The sequence below is a fragment of the Nocardia sp. NPDC102475 genome (assembly GCF_055584605.1).
Map to the genome: position 1 here is coordinate 69212 of NZ_JBVJLS010000006.1, position 17523 is coordinate 86734.

The 17523-nt window shown below is 65.3% G+C and carries 19 protein-coding genes; 6 read left to right on the plus strand and 13 right to left on the minus strand.

Going from position 1 to position 17523, the window contains the following annotated elements:
- The first annotated feature begins 229 nt into the window (after window positions 1-229).
- The 3 genes from ACZ60G_RS13010 (at window position 230) to ACZ60G_RS13020 (ending at window position 2821) form a co-directional block, all read left to right on the plus strand.
- Window positions 230-2224 (plus strand): sensor histidine kinase, encoded by a 1995-nt coding sequence (locus tag ACZ60G_RS13010; RefSeq protein WP_465810019.1) that lies wholly within the window; start codon window positions 230-232, stop codon window positions 2222-2224.
- 325 nt (window positions 2225-2549) lie between these two features.
- Window positions 2550-2681 carry a lipase family protein gene (locus ACZ60G_RS13015; protein ID WP_465810021.1) on the plus strand — a complete coding sequence of 44 codons (132 nt, stop codon included), beginning with the start codon at window positions 2550-2552 and terminating at the stop codon, window positions 2679-2681.
- Window positions 2639-2821, plus strand: coding sequence for a lipase family protein (locus tag ACZ60G_RS13020; RefSeq protein WP_465810548.1), 183 nt, complete (start codon window positions 2639-2641; stop codon window positions 2819-2821). Before ACZ60G_RS13015 ends, ACZ60G_RS13020 begins: the two co-directional genes overlap by 43 nt.
- Window positions 2822-3093: 272 nt before the next feature.
- Here ACZ60G_RS13020 and ACZ60G_RS13025 read toward each other — a convergent pair whose 3' ends face one another.
- The 8 genes from ACZ60G_RS13025 to ACZ60G_RS13060 all read right to left on the minus strand — a co-directional run bounded on the left by ACZ60G_RS13025 (window position 3094) and on the right by ACZ60G_RS13060 (window position 8574).
- Complete coding sequence (locus ACZ60G_RS13025) at window positions 3094-3300, minus strand: hypothetical protein (RefSeq protein ID WP_465810023.1); 207 nt, start codon at window positions 3298-3300, stop codon at window positions 3094-3096.
- Between the two features lie 191 nt (window positions 3301-3491).
- Window positions 3492-3929: a PPOX class F420-dependent oxidoreductase gene (locus tag ACZ60G_RS13030; protein WP_465810025.1), complete on the minus strand. Its 438-nt coding sequence runs from the start codon at window positions 3927-3929 to the stop codon at window positions 3492-3494.
- A gap of 16 nt (window positions 3930-3945) precedes the next feature.
- Window positions 3946-4737, minus strand: a complete 792-nt coding sequence (locus ACZ60G_RS13035) for an SDR family NAD(P)-dependent oxidoreductase (RefSeq protein WP_465810027.1) — start codon at window positions 4735-4737, stop codon at window positions 3946-3948.
- A gap of 59 nt (window positions 4738-4796) precedes the next feature.
- Window positions 4797-5144 (minus strand): hypothetical protein, encoded by a 348-nt coding sequence (locus ACZ60G_RS13040; RefSeq protein WP_465810029.1) that lies wholly within the window; start codon window positions 5142-5144, stop codon window positions 4797-4799.
- Window positions 5145-5198: 54 nt separating this feature from the next.
- Complete coding sequence (locus tag ACZ60G_RS13045) at window positions 5199-5660, minus strand: MarR family winged helix-turn-helix transcriptional regulator (RefSeq protein WP_465810031.1); 462 nt, start codon at window positions 5658-5660, stop codon at window positions 5199-5201.
- 145 nt (window positions 5661-5805) lie between these two features.
- On the minus strand, window positions 5806-6753 hold the full coding sequence (locus tag ACZ60G_RS13050) for an amidohydrolase family protein (protein WP_465810033.1): 948 nt from the start codon (window positions 6751-6753) through the stop codon (window positions 5806-5808).
- Between the two features lie 214 nt (window positions 6754-6967).
- The gene (locus ACZ60G_RS13055) at window positions 6968-7213 is read right to left on the minus strand and encodes a fumarylacetoacetate hydrolase family protein (protein WP_465810550.1); all 246 of its coding nucleotides are present in this window, start codon (window positions 7211-7213) and stop codon (window positions 6968-6970) included.
- 86 nt (window positions 7214-7299) lie between these two features.
- Window positions 7300-8574: a helix-turn-helix transcriptional regulator gene (locus ACZ60G_RS13060; RefSeq protein WP_465810035.1), complete on the minus strand. Its 1275-nt coding sequence runs from the start codon at window positions 8572-8574 to the stop codon at window positions 7300-7302.
- 133 nt (window positions 8575-8707) lie between these two features.
- Between ACZ60G_RS13060 and ACZ60G_RS13065 the strand changes: the two genes are divergently transcribed.
- Complete coding sequence (locus ACZ60G_RS13065) at window positions 8708-9610, plus strand: NADP-dependent oxidoreductase (RefSeq protein ID WP_465810037.1); 903 nt, start codon at window positions 8708-8710, stop codon at window positions 9608-9610.
- Window positions 9611-10415: 805 nt separating this feature from the next.
- Here ACZ60G_RS13065 and ACZ60G_RS13070 read toward each other — a convergent pair.
- On the minus strand, window positions 10416-10583 hold the full coding sequence (locus ACZ60G_RS13070; RefSeq protein ID WP_465810039.1) for a hypothetical protein: 168 nt from the start codon (window positions 10581-10583) through the stop codon (window positions 10416-10418).
- A 136-nt stretch (window positions 10584-10719) separates the two neighbouring features.
- Between ACZ60G_RS13070 and cas6e the strand changes: the two genes are divergently transcribed.
- Both cas6e and ACZ60G_RS13080 read left to right on the plus strand, forming a co-directional pair.
- Window positions 10720-11511, plus strand: a complete 792-nt coding sequence (gene cas6e, locus ACZ60G_RS13075; RefSeq protein WP_465810041.1) for a type I-E CRISPR-associated protein Cas6/Cse3/CasE — start codon at window positions 10720-10722, stop codon at window positions 11509-11511.
- A gap of 604 nt (window positions 11512-12115) precedes the next feature.
- The gene (locus ACZ60G_RS13080) at window positions 12116-12796 is read left to right on the plus strand and encodes a Type 1 glutamine amidotransferase-like domain-containing protein (protein ID WP_465810043.1); all 681 of its coding nucleotides are present in this window, start codon (window positions 12116-12118) and stop codon (window positions 12794-12796) included.
- Here ACZ60G_RS13080 and ACZ60G_RS13085 read toward each other — a convergent pair.
- The 4 genes from ACZ60G_RS13085 to ACZ60G_RS13100 all read right to left on the minus strand — a co-directional run bounded on the left by ACZ60G_RS13085 (window position 12786) and on the right by ACZ60G_RS13100 (window position 17188).
- The gene (locus ACZ60G_RS13085; RefSeq protein WP_465810045.1) at window positions 12786-13775 is read right to left on the minus strand and encodes a hypothetical protein; all 990 of its coding nucleotides are present in this window, start codon (window positions 13773-13775) and stop codon (window positions 12786-12788) included. The two genes, ACZ60G_RS13080 and ACZ60G_RS13085, sit on opposite strands and share 11 nt — an antisense overlap.
- 329 nt (window positions 13776-14104) lie before the next feature.
- Complete coding sequence (locus ACZ60G_RS13090; protein WP_465810047.1) at window positions 14105-14350, minus strand: hypothetical protein; 246 nt, start codon at window positions 14348-14350, stop codon at window positions 14105-14107.
- Window positions 14351-14504: 154 nt separating this feature from the next.
- Window positions 14505-15368: a lipase family protein gene (locus tag ACZ60G_RS13095; RefSeq protein ID WP_465810049.1), complete on the minus strand. Its 864-nt coding sequence runs from the start codon at window positions 15366-15368 to the stop codon at window positions 14505-14507.
- Entirely contained in the window at window positions 15365-17188 is a 1824-nt protein-coding gene (locus tag ACZ60G_RS13100; RefSeq protein ID WP_465810051.1) for a caspase family protein, read from the minus strand. Before ACZ60G_RS13100 ends, ACZ60G_RS13095 begins: the two co-directional genes overlap by 4 nt.
- Between the last annotated feature and the right edge of the window lie 335 nt (window positions 17189-17523).

A 17523-nucleotide genomic window follows, 5' to 3' on the forward strand; every position in this document is an offset into this window, starting at 1 on the left:
AAAGCTCGACCCCCGCTGTCCTTCAGAAGACGAAACGAGCGGTCCGTCCGGCGATCAGCTGTCTGCTGTCCGGGCAATTCGAACCCACATCACCTTTTGAGCCACCAGCATCCCGCAAGCCGGTCCTCTCGCGTAGGAGAACATCATTTCTACTTTAGTAAGTAGCATTTTCAATTCGTTGCAAGCCAGGTTCTCCGGAGTTCGAGCCAGTATCCTTGCCATCGCCCTCGTGCCGAGTGTGGTGCTGCTCGCGATGGGCATCGTCGGCGGTGGATACCTGGCGGGCCAGGGGCAACACGCCAAGGACTTCTCTCAGATCTTCGAGAAGAACCTCGCGCCGACCCGCGAGCTGGTGCTCGCAGCCGAACAGGAGCGGTTGCTTTCGATGTGGCAGCTCGCCGGACAGGACCTTGACCGAAAACTGCTGACCGACACCCGCGCACGCTTCGACGATGCCGTGCAGGCCATGGCGGCGGCCACGAGCGCCCTAGCTGACACAGGCGGAGCCACCGTCAACAATATAGTGGCCGCCTTCGATCAGCTGAAGACCCAACTGCCACTGGTACGTACCGGAATCGATGGCGGTGTGCTGCCGCTCGCTGATGTCTACACCTTCTACAGCCGCCTGCTGGATGGGATGTTCCAGGCGACAGCTACGATCGCCGACAATCCGAACGTGCCCGACCCCGCATCGGCTCTGGACCTACTGCACAGCATCGCCTTGCTGAACTTGGTCGAGGCGATGTCTCGGGCCAGCGCGCTGACCGTCGTCGCGGCGAGCCCGGTGGGACTGCCAGCTGCGCTGTTCGTCGAGTACCGCAACCTGGTCGGCAACTACCACGCCGCTATACGGCAACTGGCCGGGCAGCTCGACGCGGCGAATGCGCAGCGGGCCATGGACATCAGCTCATCATCGGCTTGGCAGCAGGTGAGTGCAATGGAAGATACGGTTCTGCATCCGGTGACAACCAAACAGGGGACACCGCCGCCCTTGCCGTTCAGCCTCACCGACTGGGGTACGGCCGCCAATCAGGTCAGCGACCAGCTGGCCGGACTGTGGGTGGATCAGAACAGCGCTGCCCAAAAGCGCGTCACCGCCGCAGGTGACCGGAAGGCGCGCAGTTCCTTGCTGGCCGGCGGCGCCATGGCGGCTGTCGCCGTGCTCGCCTTCCTGTTGTCGCTGTGGTTCGCGAACAGGCTTATCCGCCGTCTGAAACGGTTGCGCGCCGAAACCCTGGCTATGGCGGATGTGCAACTGCCGGATATTAGGCGCCGCCTGAGCCGAGGCGAACAGATCGATCCCGAAACCGAAGCCACCGCATTGGACTTCGGTCACGACGAGATCGGCACGGTGGCAATGGCATTCAACAAAGCGCACACTGTCGCGGTCGCGGCCGCGGTCGCCGAGGCCCAGACCCGCGAAGGCGTGCGCGCGGTATTCCTCAACATCGCACATCGCAGCCAGATCGTTGTGCACCGTCAGCTCGAGATTCTCGACGAAGCCGAACGCCGACAAGAAGATCCAGCTGTACTCGATACCTTCTTTCGACTGGATCACCTGGCCACTCGGGAACGCCGCAATGCCGAAAACCTCATCATCCTCGGCGGCGGCAGACTCGGCCGCAGGTGGCGGCGGCCAGTGCCGCTTATGGAGTTGGTTCGCAGCGCCGTAGGCGAGACGGTCGAATACGTGCGGGTACACGTCGGCACGCTGCCGGAGATGTATGTCGTCGGTACTGCGGTCGCTGACCTCGTCCACCTGCTGGCTGAGCTGGTCGATAACGCTACTTCGTTCTCACCGCCGCAATCTCGGGTGTATGTCACCGGCAATGTGGTCGGCAAAGGATTGGTGGTCGAAATCAGCGACCAGGGCATGGGCATGGCTTCCGACGACCTCCGGCGCGCCAAGGAAATGCTCGCGAATCCGCCCGGTTTCGGTGTCGCTCGCTTGACACAGGATTCCAGGCTCGGCCTGTTTGTGGTCGCCCAGTTGGGGGCGCGACACGGAATCTCGGTGCGGCTGACTGAATCCGACTACGGCGGTATCCGCGCCATCACGTTGATCCCGCACCCATTGGTCACCGCCGACCCTGGAACCGTCGACCACCTGCCCCGGGCCCGCACCGCTCGACATATCCAACGGTTCTCGGTCACCGACGACGAAAACGACTCGGCCCCGAGGCTTCCTGCTCCGCCCGAAACAGCCCACGACGACCTTCGCTGACCCGAGATGAGAACAACCCGCCTCACCAGCACGGCGCGAGACCCGCGCTACCCAAGCCGCGAAAAACAAGCCAGTCTCGCAGATCGCCTTTCGTAGCAACGACTCTCACGACCAACCGATTCTCGGGATCACAACCCTCCTCGTTCCAGCGACGCCGTGGCCCGGCCCGGATCCGAGGCCCGCCGTCTCGGTCCAGTTCGCCGAGGACGCCGTATCCGAGCAGTGCGCCCCCTCACGCACCATGCGGAGCGGCACCGGTATCGGTTTGCAGGCCAACGAAACCTCGGTTCCCGTCGCGTTGTTACGCCGTGGCTAGGCGGTCGCGGTGCCGGACCACGAGGGACCGCGGTCGGCGTTCTCGGCGGGCTTTTCCGGCGGTCATATCGTGCTCGACGGCATTCGAGCGGCTGGGCAATTCGACCTCGGAGGTCTCATGCCGCAACTCCTTGGGGACTGACGGGGTACTCCGGAGGTGCGGCAATCTCGGGTTGGGCGGCCCAGTTGCAGCCGTCGTATGCTACCCGAACTCCGCCTCGTGGGGGCGAGCCTGGGCGGCATCCCATCAGATCTCATGCTGATCAGCCGATTCGACGGTGAGGGCCCAGGCCGCGCCGCTGCACGTGGTTCGCGGCCACTTCAAGAAGCTACGGGCCGCAGGCACCGCTGCTGGGCAAATACACCTGGCACCTACTGGTGGACGTTGTCGGTTCGCGGCACCGCCCAGCAGGGCCGGGTCACCACCAGCTACAACATCCGCCCGACGCGGAGCTAGGCGCGACTTTTCTCGTCACTGGACCCCACACGCTGCATCCACCACGACCGAACATCATGCAACACAACCGATTTCAACGTGAGCGAAACGAATTACATTAATGTGAGACACGGTCTTGTTCGCTGTAGTTCTGGCTGGGGGCATGCCGGGGGATCGGTGTGGCGATGAGCGCGGCAGGGGTGAAGAAGCCGATGTGGGCGATCGCCATGATGAGCGTCCAGAGCGCCTTGTCGTCGTAGCGCGCGGATGCCTTGGTATACAACGCATCGGGGACGCGCGGACGCAGATCGGTGAGCGGCGGCACGACTTGCCTGACGAACGGCTAATTGAGCCGGGACGCCATGGCCACACTGTCTGCGAATCGCTGTTCCGTCTTTGACCGTCGTTTGATTGCAAAAGCCACTCCCGTGACCTTGAAGGTTGTGAAAGTGGCTTTCGCGCGCGACATGTCCGCTGGGTGGCCAGGTTCGAAGGGCATCGAGAAACCATGACGGGTCAGCCGACGGTCCGCGTGTTGACCTTGAACTCGCGGACGTCGCTGCTGGTCTCGTCGATACCGAAACTAATGATCCGCTTGGGGTGGACGCGGATGATCGCTCCGTCGAACCCCATCTGTGCGAGGTCAGCCGCCCAGGAGGGTTCAGCGGGCTCGGCGATCGCCTCACCTTCGCCACGAATCTCCATACACCGCGGCTGCCACGGCTGCAACGAGGCGACGTCGTCGATCACTAACGCGACCCGGCCATTTTCGTTGATATTGCGGAACTTCCGGCTGCGAGCCATCGCGTGCCCGGCGATGTCGATAGTGCCAGTCGTTTTGTTGTAGCGGAATCCGACCGGGCTGACCTGCAGCGTGCCGTCCTGCTGCGCGGTGGCGAGCCGTCCCAGCCGTTGTGTGGACAGGTACTCGAGTTCGGCGTCGGTGAACGACATAAGAATTCCCTTCTCGTCAGCGGGACAGCGGCTCGAGGTACCGAGAGGCGGGCGTTGGGCGGCTTCCCCGGTACAAGCCCGTTTCGGCGGAGAGCAGGGCGTCCAGCGCGGCTGCGGCATCTTCCACGCCGGGCAGGCAAACTGTTTCGCCGAGGTGCAGGCCCGCCAGGCTCGCGATGGCGACATCTTCGGCGCTCATGGCGGACGGAACACGCTGCCCAGCACCATGGTTGAATTCCGTGTCCACGATGCCCGGGCAGACCACCTGCGTCCGGACGGCGGTTCCGGCGATTTCGTTGGCCAGCGTGCGGGTGAAGGCCACAGTGGCGGCCTTGGCCGCGGCGTAGATGGTGCGTCGCGGCATACGAGAATCGGCCTCCCCGGCACTGAACGCCAGCAACGACGCCACGGTGATGACACTGCCCTCGCCCGCAGCGAGCATGCCGGGCAGGGCGGCGCGGATGAGTTGGACGGGCGCCACGGTGTTGAGGGTGAGCAACCGGTTCACCTCGACGGGGTCGACCTCGGTGAGCGGCGCGTACCCGCCGGCGCCGGCATTGCTGATGAGCAGCCGGACGTCGCCTGTGGCGAGCCGGTCGGTCACCGTGGCGATGCCCTCCGAGGTGCCCAGGTCGGCAGGCAGGACCTCCACCGCGGCACCGACCGCCCGGAGATCGGCGGCCAGGTCCGAGAGCCGGTCGATACGGCGGGCGACCAAGAGGAGGTCGTGGTCGCCGGCGAGCAGGCGAGCGTAAGCGGCGCCGATACCGGAGGACGCACCAGTGATCAATGCGAGTGTTCGAGTCATGAAACCATCGTGCATCAAGCATTTATATCTTGTCAAACACTTGATACTGATTCACCGCTTTAAACTCGCTGTGGACACCAAGCCGATATCGGGCCGGTTTGCCGAGAACGCCGGTGGCGATGACGAGCGGGCCGTAGCGCCCATACGGCGAGCGCGAAGCAACTCAGGCCGGCGCCACAGCGCAAGCCACCAGCGCGGCGGCAGCGCGGAGCAGCATGACCGGAATGAGCCGCGCCGGTCGCGGACGTCACCGAGCGGGACGACAAGCAGAATTCCTGCGCGTAGCCGATCTGGGTGGCGGTGATCAACCAACCCGCAGTCGCGGCGGAGACGTGCTGGTCGCGTGCGATGAAGTCGAGCAGCGGCTGCGTCCCCAGCTTCTTCAACCGGTCATTGTCGCTGCTCATGACCCTGGTGTGCCCGTCCTTCGCCGACCCCGCAGCAGCGGCGCCGGAGCCTTGTTATGACTTCGGGTCGTGGACGGCGTCGATTACCTCGTCGAGCAGCGCAGTGAGTCGCGCGGTGTCGCGAGGGCCCAGCCGTTCTGTGATCTGGTGCTCGATCGAGGCGATCATGTCGTCCGCTGACTTCAGTGCCTCACGGCCGGTGTCGGTGAGATGCAACTCCTGAACGTGCCGGTGCCGAGGATGCGACCGTCGCTCCAACTGCCCCTTGTCGACCAGCCTCGTGACCAACGACGCCACGGCCTGCGGTGTGACATCAAGGCGGCGGGCCAGCTCCGCGCCGGTGAGACCGGGTTCGGCGTGGACCGACATCAGCAGGGAATAGTGCGCGGGCGCCATGTCCAAGGGCCGCAGCCGCTGCTCCTTGCGGGCTCGCGCCGCCAGTTCGGCCCGGCGCAGCGCCCAGAGCAACCGGCTCGGCGCATCGGCACCGATCGGCTCGTCATCGTCCCGTGTCACGCCGCAACCTTACAACCCTCTCAGTTATGCCAAACAGTTGATACACATTTGACATTTGCCGCTGGCTGCCGAACGCAACGCGCAACAGCCACCGGCATCGATGTGCCGATCAATTGCTGGTGCCGGGCACAGAGCTGTGTGGCGGTCACAGCCGCAAGACGCGTTCTGCGTTGCCGTGGGCAATGCGCTCCAGGTCGGCGGGAGAGTAGGGCGCGGTACGCAGGAACTCGACCGCCTCGGTGCTCGACTCGAACGGGTAGTCGATCGAGAACAGCACCCGGTCGATCCCGACGGCATGGGTGGCTCCCAGCAGCGCGGCGTGCGACATGACACCACTGGTGGTCACATACACGTTGTTCCGTAGGTAGTGCGAGGGCAGCCGCTGCATCCTATGCTCGGGTTCCACTTGCGCGAAGCGGCTGTCGAGGCGGGCCAGCTGGAACGGCAGCAGCTCCCCCATGTGCCCCAACGTCAGCGACGCGCCCGGAAACTCGTCGAACACGCCGCCGTAGACGACCCGGAGCGCGTGGGCGGCCACTGTCGCAGTCCATCCCCACGACGGCCCGACGAGCACGGGATATCCTTCGAAGACCCGCCAGTTGTCGGCCGGAACCGCAGCCGGGTGCAGATACAGCGTCACGTCCAGGCGCTCGAGTTCCGCCCATACCGGCCTGAACCGCGGCTCATCCAGATAGTGGCCTCGCACGTGGTCGTTGTGCAGCACGCCCTTGAATCCGAGCTCCTGCACCGCCCGGCGCAGCTCCACCACCGCGGCCTTCGGGTCCTGCAGCGGAAGGGCCGCGAAGCCCGCGAACCGGGTCGGGTGCTCGGCGACCGCCTTGGCTAGGTAGTCGTTGACGCGCCGCGCGGCGGCGACGGCCTCCACCGGATTGTCGATCACCTCGAGACCGGGCGAGGCCAGCGAAAGGACCTGCACATCAACGCCGTTCGCGTCCATGTCCGCCAGCCGCAACTCGGTGAGATCGGCCAGGCGCCGGAACCACTCCTTTGTCATCGGACCGGGCACCGCAAAACCCTGCCGGATCGCGCCCTCCTGCTGGATCACCCCAGGAACCGAGAAAGCCTCTTCCATAGCGATAACGCGCACAATCTCCTCCTCCAGAGCGGCTATGCGGCCGTCGGGTCAGCCGACCTATTTGCGTGTCTTTGATGCTCGCCATTAATGTACTCAAGTGCCTGTATAGAATCAAGCGTTTGATAGAGGGGAGGCGCTTTAGGATGGGGCGCAGGGCGCCGCTGTCCTCGGCCTCGATCCGAATGGTGCTGCCCGGACACACGAAACGGCCCTATTTGTGGCCGACACCGGCCGGGGTGCCGGTGAGGTTGACGTCACCAGGCTCGAGCGTGGCCCGAGAGACAAATAGGACACGACCTCGGCGGCCGGGTGGATGAGCTCGGACGTACGGGCATCCTGCAGGAGTTCGCCCTCGCCCCACGTGCGCGGCGCGGTCGTCCGGATCGGCGAATTCGTCCAAAGCGGACAGGCCGGGACAGAGCCGGGTGAACGTGTCGAAAGTCTTGGCGGCGCTGATATCGGGCCGGGCGTAATCGACCTTGACGGACGGTGACGGCGGAGATCCGAGCCGAGGCCTGCCGGTGCCGGATTAGCTCTGTTGATCTAAGGGCGTCCGGTGGCCGCACCCCATTCGTGGGCCAGTGCGGCCGCTTCGCCGCGTGAGCTTACGCTCAGTTTCTCCAGGATCTTCGCCACGTGGAACTTCACCGTGGACTCGCTGATGTGCAGTTCCCGGGCGATGTCCCGGTTGCGCCGGCCGCGGGCCAGCTGACCCAGCACTTCCAGTTCCCGCGCGCCCAGCACGGTAAGCGGGTCTTCGCGAGGGATGTCCGGCGGTCCGAGCGGGACCTGGACGGTCACCGTCGTGCCCCAGCCCGGCACTGCATCCACCTCCAGCCGCCCGCCCAGCGCACCCAGCCGTTCCCCGACCCGACGCGCGTCGAGGGCGCTGCGGGACAGCGCGCCGGAGCCGTCATCCCGCACGGTGGCGCGCAGTTCGGCCGCGTCGATCTTCCACCCGACGTGGATTCGCCGCACCTGCCGCTGGTCCTCCAGCATCGCGTGCACGACGGCTCGGACCACCGCGCGGGCCGTGGCGGCGACGTCGGCGGGAAGCACCCAGTCCGCTCCCTCCTCCGCGCCGGGCGTGCCCAGTTCCAGCAGCACGCCGCGGGGACGCAGGACGCGGCTCAGCGACTCGACAAGCCGGTCGAACGCGTCGCCAGCCCGCTCCTCGGCCATCGTGTGGTCCAGTTCGGCCCGTGAACGCAGCTCGACCAGCGCGGTGACGGCGAGGTCGACGGCGCGGGTCCGGGCATCCTCGTCCCTCAGGGAACGGTCGCGCAGGACGCCGAGCAGGGCGGTCAGCGCGGCCCCGTGCGCGTCGCCGAGGTCGGAGATGGCCACGGCGCGTGCCGCCGCGGCCGCCCGGGACACGGCCAGCCATTCGGGCGCGGCCTCATTCCGCAGGCCCTCCCGGTGGGCGGTCACCATGTCCCACACCGCCAGGGCGGGCGCCAGTGTCTCCTCCGGCACCGGGATGTCCTCTGTCCGCACAAGAACAAGCAGCGCGCCCTGCTCGGTGGCGTCGCTGGACAGGGCCAGCACGGGCACCTCGACGCCCGCCATCGTGGCCCGTCCCTGCCAGGTGCCCCGCGCGGGTACCAGCGACCGGATCGCGGCGAGGTCGGCAATCTTCACGGACGACCCCGGCGCGCCGGGCGATTCGCCGTAGGTCTTGAACGGCGCGAACGGGCAGTTGGCGGCCAGTTGGGAGAGCGTCCTATGAGGGATCGCCTCGGCGAGGGCCACCGACAGCCGCATCTGGGTCTCGGTCAGCGGCGCCCGGATCACCTCGACGGCCGAAATGAGGTCCATGGCCCCGAGCCTAGCCCGGCGCGACGCATGTTCCGGCTGGCCTTTCGACCAGGGCGAACTGGCCGAACGGCCGGCCAGAGTGGAGCCAGTCCTTCTTCAACATGGAGTTGTAACCAAAACATAGGAGTGAGAGATGAAGGCGATCGTTTACGCCGAATACGGCGGTCCGGAAGTCCTGCGGCGGGAGGACGTCGAGGAGCCGCACGCCGGACCTGGACAGGTACGGCTGAAAGTCGTGGCCGTCGGCGTCAACCCGGTGGACTACAAGATCCGCAGGGGCTGGATGCAGGACATGGCACCCACGTCCCTGCCCGCGATTCCCGGCCTGGAAGCGGCCGGCGTGGTCGACGAGGTCGGGGCGGGCGTCACCGGTGTCGCGGTGGGCGACGAGGTGATAGCCCCCACTGTGACCGGCTCCTACGCCGAGTACGCCCTGGCCGAGGACTTCGCACTCAAGCCCGCCGGCCTCGGCTGGGAGACCGCCGCTGCGCTGCCGGTGGCCCTGGAGACCGCGGACCGCGTGCTCGACACCCTCGGGGTAAGCACCGGAGAGACGCTGCTGGTGCACGGCGCTGCGGGAGTGGTGGGCGCGTTCGGCGTCCAGCTCGCGGTCGCCCGCGGTGCCACCGTCCTCGGCACCGCGTCGCCGCGCAACCACGACTACCTGCGCTCCCTCGGCGCGTACCCGGTCACATACGGCGACGGCCTCGCCGACCGGGTCCGGGCCCTCGCGCCGCACGGCATCGACGCGGTCTTCGACGTCGCCGGGCAGAACGCCCTGGACGTGTCGATCGACCTGCGCGGCGGCACCGACCGGATCGTGACGATCACCGACCTGCGGGCCTTCGACCTCGGCATCGTGTTCTCCGGCGACAGCCGCCGGTTCGGGACACAGCTCGCCGACTACACCCAGCTCGTCGCGGACGGCACGCTCGGCGTGCGCGTCGCCGCGAGCTTCGCGCTGGCCGACGCCGGCCGGGCACACGACCTGAGTGAAACCGGCCACGCGAGCGGAAAAGTGGTCCTCATCCCGTAACGACGGTGCCGCTGCTATGAAGGTGACTTTCATTGCGGAATTTGCCATGGAAGTCACCTTCATTGCACGCGGTGGACTCTCGAGGGTCCACCGAAACGACCTGGCCGCAAGGGCGATGCAGCTTCGACGGGGGTTCCCAGGACGCTGCAAACGAGCGATCATTGGTGTGCGCAAGAGGACTATGTTGGACCTACCACTGCGCGCTGATGGTGACCCGGCCGCCGCCATCGACACCGAAAACGCATACAGCAGGCGGTGATTCACCAAACCCGGCCCGCCGGGCGGGCATCACAACCACCCCAGGGCGGCATTCCTGCCGCAAACCGTGCGTTCGCCCCTACGCACAAAACACTGTCTCGCCATCATGCCGCCCGCCTTTCTCGACGACACTCTCCGCGAGGTACGTCCATGGCCACCTATCCCGTCCCGGCAGTCCCAGGAGACACCTCACCCGTCCCGCCGGGTGTCTCGTTGACCTCTCGGGGCATCCCCGGCATGACTGCGTCCTGTCAGCGGTCCCGGCGGGCATCCCAGTGCGCGGGACCGAGGTGCGCTCGCGTTCCTGTTAACTGACTGGCTGGTGACTGGTTCAGCGTTTGGTCATGGTGAAGGAGTAACCGCCGCCAGGCCATTGCCAAGCTCCGATTAGGACGGTGTGTCCGGCGTTGAACTCGGCTCTCGAGAACGCCGGCGACCCCTTGGGCCCGCCCCAGACGGTCAGCACGTTGCTGCCGAGTTCGTAGGTGTAATCCAGGGTGTCACCACTGTCAGTGTAGGCGCGCGAGATGATCTGACTGGCGGGCCCCTACTGCACGCTCTGCAACACGAACCCTGGCACGCAAGCGAACCCACCCGCGAGGCCCGCATCCGCCGATCCGGGCACCGCCCCGCCCACATCGACCTCCCGGTCACCCTCGACGACAACAACGGCAACGACACCCGCCACGACGTCCCACTCAGTTTCGATCCCCACAACCGCCGCTTCATCGAACGCCGAGTACGCCACCTGACAGTGCGCGTGCCCACCGGCATCACCAACCCCGACCCCGCACCCAACGCACGCACCTTATCCGACCATGACCCGTTCGCCCTGCTGGACTGGTGAAACCATGACCTACCTGTCACGCATCCGCATCAACCCCCTGCGCCGCGCCAGCCGCGACCTGCTGGCCAACCCCCGCGCCATGCGCAGCGCCGTCCTACACGGAATCCCCGAACAACCACTCGACGAACGCATCCTCTGGCGACTCGACACCGACAACCCGCACCGCCCCCAGCTCTACGTCCTCACCCCCAGCAAACCCGACTGGACCCACCTCACCGAAACCGCCGGCTGGCCCGAAGCCGACGGACCCCACGCCCAAGTCGCCGAGTACACCCCACTACTGACCCGACTCAACACCGGCGACCACTACGCCTTTCGCATCACCGCCAGCCCCGTCCAAAACACCAGAACCCCAGACAAACTCACCCCAAGCCAAACCCAACGCCGCGCCGACGGCGACCAGCGCACAATCCGTACCGGGCACCGTACCGCTGCCGCCCAACTTCAATGGTTCCTCGACCGCACTCAGCGGTGGGGCTTCCGTATCCCCGACGCCGCCACCGACACCCATGCCCTCGGACTCCACCACGACAGCCAAACACCCACCCCCGCAAAAGAAGTACGCATCACCGCCCGACAACGCCACTCCTTCACCAAACCCAAACCTGACAACCCACACCCAGTCGTCATTCACACCGCAACCTTCGAAGGCCAACTCGAAATCACCAACATCCAACTGTTCGCCCGTCACCTCACCCATGGCATCGGGCCCTCCAAGGCATACGGATGTGGCCTACTCACCCTCGCCCCACCAACACAACCCAGATTCACTGCCACCCAGGACCAAACTGAATGAAAAACACCACCCAGACGTGTATAGGACCAGGTCAACAAGTGTCGGCCCCACACGCGTGGGGATGGTCCGCCCTCACGGTCAGGTGATGCCGCGGCTTTGACGTCGGCCCCACACGCGTGGGGATGGTCCGGTGTAGCCCCATTCGATGATGCGGATCTTGCTGTTGGCCCCACACGCGTGGGGATGGTCCTGGCGGGCAGGGCGGCCAATCGGCGAGATTTGTGTCGGCCCCACGCGCGTGGGGATGGTCCGCCCTTGCCGCGCACCACAGAGCGATGTGGAAGGTCGGCCCCGCACCGCCGGGGACGCGAGCAGCGGAAGCCGGAAGCAGCGGCGACTTGCATTTCGTCGGCTTCGGTTCCGGCGCTTTGACTTTCGACCAGCCTCGTCAAATGGGGACCACCGCCACCTACTTCGACTGGAACGCGGACCCCAGCACCAAACCGCCAACGTCTCACCTATATCGCGCCCCTCGACTCCATGTCCTGAGCACCCGATGGGCCCGCATCGCCATGTTGTTACGCTCGATATCGATGCTCTTCGTTCCTTGATGAATAGGTAGGTGGGTTTGCCCGCAGATCACCCTACGATTCTGGCGACCTCGATGGGTTTCAATCGGGCGCGGGATCCGTGGTTGCCGTCACCGATATTCCGGTATGCGTTCGAACTCGCCGGGCGACCGGCCCGTCCTCGACTGTGCTTCATAACTACCGGAACTGGCGACCGGCAAGCCAGCATCGACGCCTTCTACGCCGCATTCTCCGAATCTGATATGGAGACAACTCATCTGAGCTTGTTCGACAAGCCGAACGTCGCCGACATGTCTGCGCATCTGCTCGGCCAGGATGTGATCTGGGTTGATCGCGGCAGTGTCGTGAACCTGCTGGCTGTGTGGCGCGCACATGGTCTGGACCGCGTGCTCCGGAAGTGCTGGGATCACGGGGTTGTCCTCGGCGGGGAGTCGGCGGGGTCCTTGTGCTGGTTCACCGGGGGCACCACCGACTCGTACGGCGACGTGCGCCCGTTCCACGATGGCCTCGGATTTCTTCCTGCCGCCAATGTCGTGCATTACGACACCCGGCGTGAACAGACACATCAGCTGATCGCGTCGGGCACCTTCACCGACTGCTATGCCACCGATGCTGGTGCCGGACTGCACTTTTCGGGTACCGAACTGGTGGCCGCAATCAGCGATCGGAAAGACGCAGGCGCGTACAAGATTTTGCGTGCAGCAAACGGTGAGGTCACCGAACAGGTTCTGGAGGTAGCGCGGCTCAAGCGGTAGCGCCAAGACGCTGAATAACTGCGCCGACATCGCCTAGCCCGTGCCACTGACGCATCACCGGAAGGGCGCGGCGTAGTTCGCTGAGGGCCGACTGTGACCCGATGCGGCCGATGTCATCGAGCGCGGCGTGTGCGATGCGCGCGGCCTCGTGTGGTTGGCCGACATTGGCGTAGGCGCGGGCCAGTTTGGCTCGGGTGATCGTGGCGGATCGGGCTGAGGATTCCGACAACCGTGTCAGGCGTGGTTCGAGGATCGGTACGACCCGTTGTCCGCGACCAAGGTAGATGTCGCAGGTGGTGCTGAAGATGGTGAACAGGTCTTCGCTGACGACGCTGCGTTGCCCGAGGATCGCGTCGCCCTCGCGCATGGGTTTCGCGAGGAGTTGCATGGCTCGATCCAGTGCTCGAGCGCTGGCGTCTTTGTCGCCGGTCAGGGCGTAGCCGAAGGCCATTTGTTTGGCGGCGAGTCCTTGGATGCGCGGTGAGGCACCGTTGGTGTCGAAGACGTCGTTGGCGATGTCGACGGCTCGGTGCCCGTCGCTGGCGAAGCTGATCGCGACCATCGAACGGCGCACGATGGCATAGGCCGACATCTCGGGCCAATTCGCGGTGTATCCCCACTGACTGGCGCGGTCGATCCAGTATGTAGCTGCGGCCAGATCACCGGATTCCTCGCTGAGCCAGCTCAGTGATTCGGCATAGCGGGCTTGCATGCGCCCGTATGCGTGGCGTCGGTGCCCGCTGCTGCGTCGGCGCAGTGCGTCGAGAACGGCGACCTTGCCGGTCATTGCGTCGATCAGACGCTGTGGCGGCATGGTCCGCGCGAAGGACTGGAACGCCGCATATGCATCCTCGAAGCTCGACAGGTTGTCATCGCCGAGTGCAACCTCGCCGAGTGCCTGGTCGAATTGCGACAGCAGATGCCCTCCGCCGATACCCACGCTCAGGGATACCAAAAGGTCGCGCCGCGACAGCGGCATCGCGGCACCTCCTTCTGGCAGATCCACCACCAGGGGTATCGCCGAGCGGCGCCAGGACCGGGGCACTGGGCGGCGCTGGGCTGTGGGTGAGGGCGGCGATGACTCCGCCGGTCTGATAGATGCGGTCGAGGTGGCTGGCCAGCCAGGGGTGGAGCTGGCGGCGGCCCGACTCGACGTATGAGATGAGCGATTCCGCGCACCCGGCTTGTCGAGCTACCGACACGCTCTGCCAGCGCCACCCGGAAATCGCTGCGGCATACCAGGCATGGAAACAAGACACGGCGAGCACGGAAAAGACCGGCGACATCGTGGCCACCGCGATCCGAAGCCTAGGTCCCCGCTACACATACCAGGAAAACGACGAGGTGGTGTGCGGCACCCTCGCCGAATACGCCCTCGCGTGGCAACGCGCGCAAGCGATCACCGGACCGCACGCGACACTGTCGCCCGAGCTGACAACCCACGACGGTCACCGTGTCGCGGTCGAGATCGATGAGCTCGACGGCTACGACAACGGCATCACCAGCGGAGTCGTGTACCGGTTCACCGCAGGCGATGACGTGATCGCCCACCACGTCCCGGACACCCCGACCGCGATCACCGATGCCGTCGGTGCCGTAGAAGCGGGAAGTAACGAGCCTCGAAGTCCGTCACCCAACAGGCCAGTAAATTGGCGCAGCAGCTGCCGCGCCAGAGCGAGGGAAATTGACCGACCCGATGGGGCGCCGGTCAGCGGAGCAGTCGGGCGATTCTGGCCGCCACCTTCGGGTCGGCCAAGTAGCCAGCGATGCCGTGGCGGTTGTGGGTGAAATTGGCTACGCCGGCGTGGTTTTCGATCGGCGGGTTGGTAGGAAAGAAGTTGTTGTCGAGGGGACGCAAGGCCACGATGTCGGCTCTGTCGTAGGCGTTGAACCAGCTCGCGAGGTCGGGTGGGTAGGTAATGGGGCTTCGGAGCCGGTTACGGATCGCGGCGATGCCCAGCGGGGAACCGAGGGTGACGATGCCGCGACACGGCGCATTGCTCTCGGGTGAGCGGAGCACGTTGTAGGAGACCACTGTTCCGAGTGAGTGCGCGACCAAGACGAAAGGGTTCGCGTCGAGTTCGGCGGTCACTACCCGGTCCACCGCGCGCTGCACTGCCGCGTTCGTCACATACAGCGACACGTCCCGAAGCCATGTGTCGATCACTCGGCCGTCCAGCCCCGGAATACGGGACAGGGCACGCACGGCCGCGAGTACCCAACCCCAATTCTGCGGGTCGCGGGTAAGGACATCACCGAGTTCGGCGGTGACCTGTTCCTCGGTGATCCCAGCTCCCGCCACCAGATCGGCGAGGATGGCGCGCTGGGTCAGCGCGTAATTGGGCGGGCCACTGCCGGGTCCGCGGGCGGCGATTTCGCCCGGCAGGTCGCGCTCGACACGGTCGACCAGGTCGGCGAGCAGGTCACCATAGTAAGCGAAGGCAACCTCGGTGATGGGGTTGTCTACCCCGGCACGGTCGAAGCCGACACCAAGCGCGTCGGTCCACTCTCGGTGTAGCACAACGGGATCCTTGCGCTGCTGTGCTCGGCCGTGGACCAAGACGAGCCTCATCGGTCTTCTCCTTCGAACAGCACGTCGAGCGCGATATCGACGCCACCGGCGTCGAGGGTGGTCCAGAGCGCCGGCACGAGATGGCGCGCCAGCAGCGCGTGATACTCGCGCGCTGGAGTCGGGTTGTCCCCGAGGAGCAGCCAGCCTCTGGTCATCAGCGGCGCGAACGGAAGAACGATGTCCTCCGCGAAGGCGGCGTCGACCTCGCGAACGATGCCAGCCGATGTGGTCGATGACCGACTGGCCAACAGTGCAAGGTCGAAGGTCAGCACGCGATCGTAGACGGAGTCGTAGAACAGGTCCGCCACGTCCCGCCCTCGTTCGGCGGCACCGTAGGCTTGTAATGTCACCGGAACCATGTAGGCGGTTTGGAAGGGCTCAGACGTCCCGCGAAACCGAACGTCCACAAATGCATTGAGCGCAGGTGCCAAGTCACCGTTTTGTGCAGCGTCGATAACTCTGGCCAGTTCTGCCAAACGGCGCCTGTCGTCGTCGCGCGGATACCCGAAGTCGGCACGGAAACTGGTTCGGTAGTCCATAGCTGCGACGCGGCCGTCGTTCACTATGACGGTGGCCGTCGATCCGGGGACGATGGCGACGAGGGTTCCGGTTCCGTCGCGAAACTGAAGTACTGCACTGGTGCCTGCGAACGCGTGCGTGCCCGCCGGAATCAACTGGTACCGATGAACGTCGCGCCCGTGCTGTTGTTGATCGGCGATCTCCCATCCGACAGCGGTAACCTCGTGAATCTTCGCGCCCCGCACGACGATCCACGCAGAATCGGGACGCTCCGAATCCGAGCCATCCCAGTCTGCTTGCAGGCTGTCGGCGAGTTGCAGGATTCGGACCTCAGAGTCCGGGATTTTGGACTGGCTGACCGAACGCCGACTCCTGATTCCTGACGCGATGCGGGTGCGCCAGGCTGCGGCTGTGGCGTTGATTCCGCGCGTGGTCGGCGTGCTTTTCGTGCCCTGCACAGATTCGTTCCAGGGTTGGGCGGCCTCGACCGTGGCGAAGAAACGGGGTAGGACCGTTTCGACACGAATCTCGGGACGTTGGTCCAGGAGCGGGTCTATCCGGGCGGCGTGCTCGGCAACCGCCTCGATCAGCGGTGGCTTCAACTTACGTGAGGTCACCACGGGAAAGGCCTCGTCCGACATGGTTTTGATCGCGGAATATGGGCCAGGATCGACGTACTCGATGATGTCGTGGGGTGGCTGTGTCAGGATATCGAGCAGACATCGAGTGAAAACCCCGTAGCCTGGCTGCGATTCGGCCTTTATCTCGTAGGCCGGGTTTCCTGGCGCAGTGCCGAAATAGATGTCGAGGTCCGCGCTGTCATGGCCACCGGCAGGCGATGGGAAGATACTGCCGCCGCTCAGCCCATAGAACGGGGGCCCATTCACATATGTTCGACACGCGTCGGAGATAAGTGCCACATGGGGTATGCCTGCGCGTCGCGCGTGCTCGGCGGTGAGTAGCGCATTGACCGCCTCGGTGCTGTCGGCGGCCGCATCGGAGAGCAGCCAGACCTCCGCACCCGGTGCCATGAGCAGACCGTGCCCGGCGAAGTAGACGATCAGCTGGTCATAGATCCGCCGATCCACCAAGTCGCGGACTGAGTCGAGGATATCCCGGCGGTTGACCACCGACCCGTCCGCGTGGTCGGTGTGGACCATGACATCACAGCCTTGCTTTCGTGCCCAATCCGCGATATTCGCCGCCCCGGAGGCGGCCGCCTTGAGAGGAGGTAGGCCGCCCACGCGATCCACGCCGATACATACCGCCGCGCGCCGGTACCCCTTCGATGTCCTCGCCACCGCAACAGTCTGGTTCAACCGTCACCGTCGTGCCGGCTTTCTGACGAGTGCCGAGGATCTTCTGCGGTCCGGCCCGGGGCAGCCCGTCAGAGCCATATCTCCCTGACCTGTGTGGACTGATCCTGACAGTCCACTGAACTTTCCACTGTCCTGACCAGTGACGGACTGTCCTGTTCAATGACGGTTCACACAACGGCTGGCGTGTCGGTCTATGTAGCTGGCGCAGGGCAATATTCCATTCGTGCACTATTCCCAAGGCTGTTTATCGACTCTGCCATCGACATTCCGGACATGACCGATTGTCGGCTGTCTGGGTCCACCGGCCACCTCGTCGG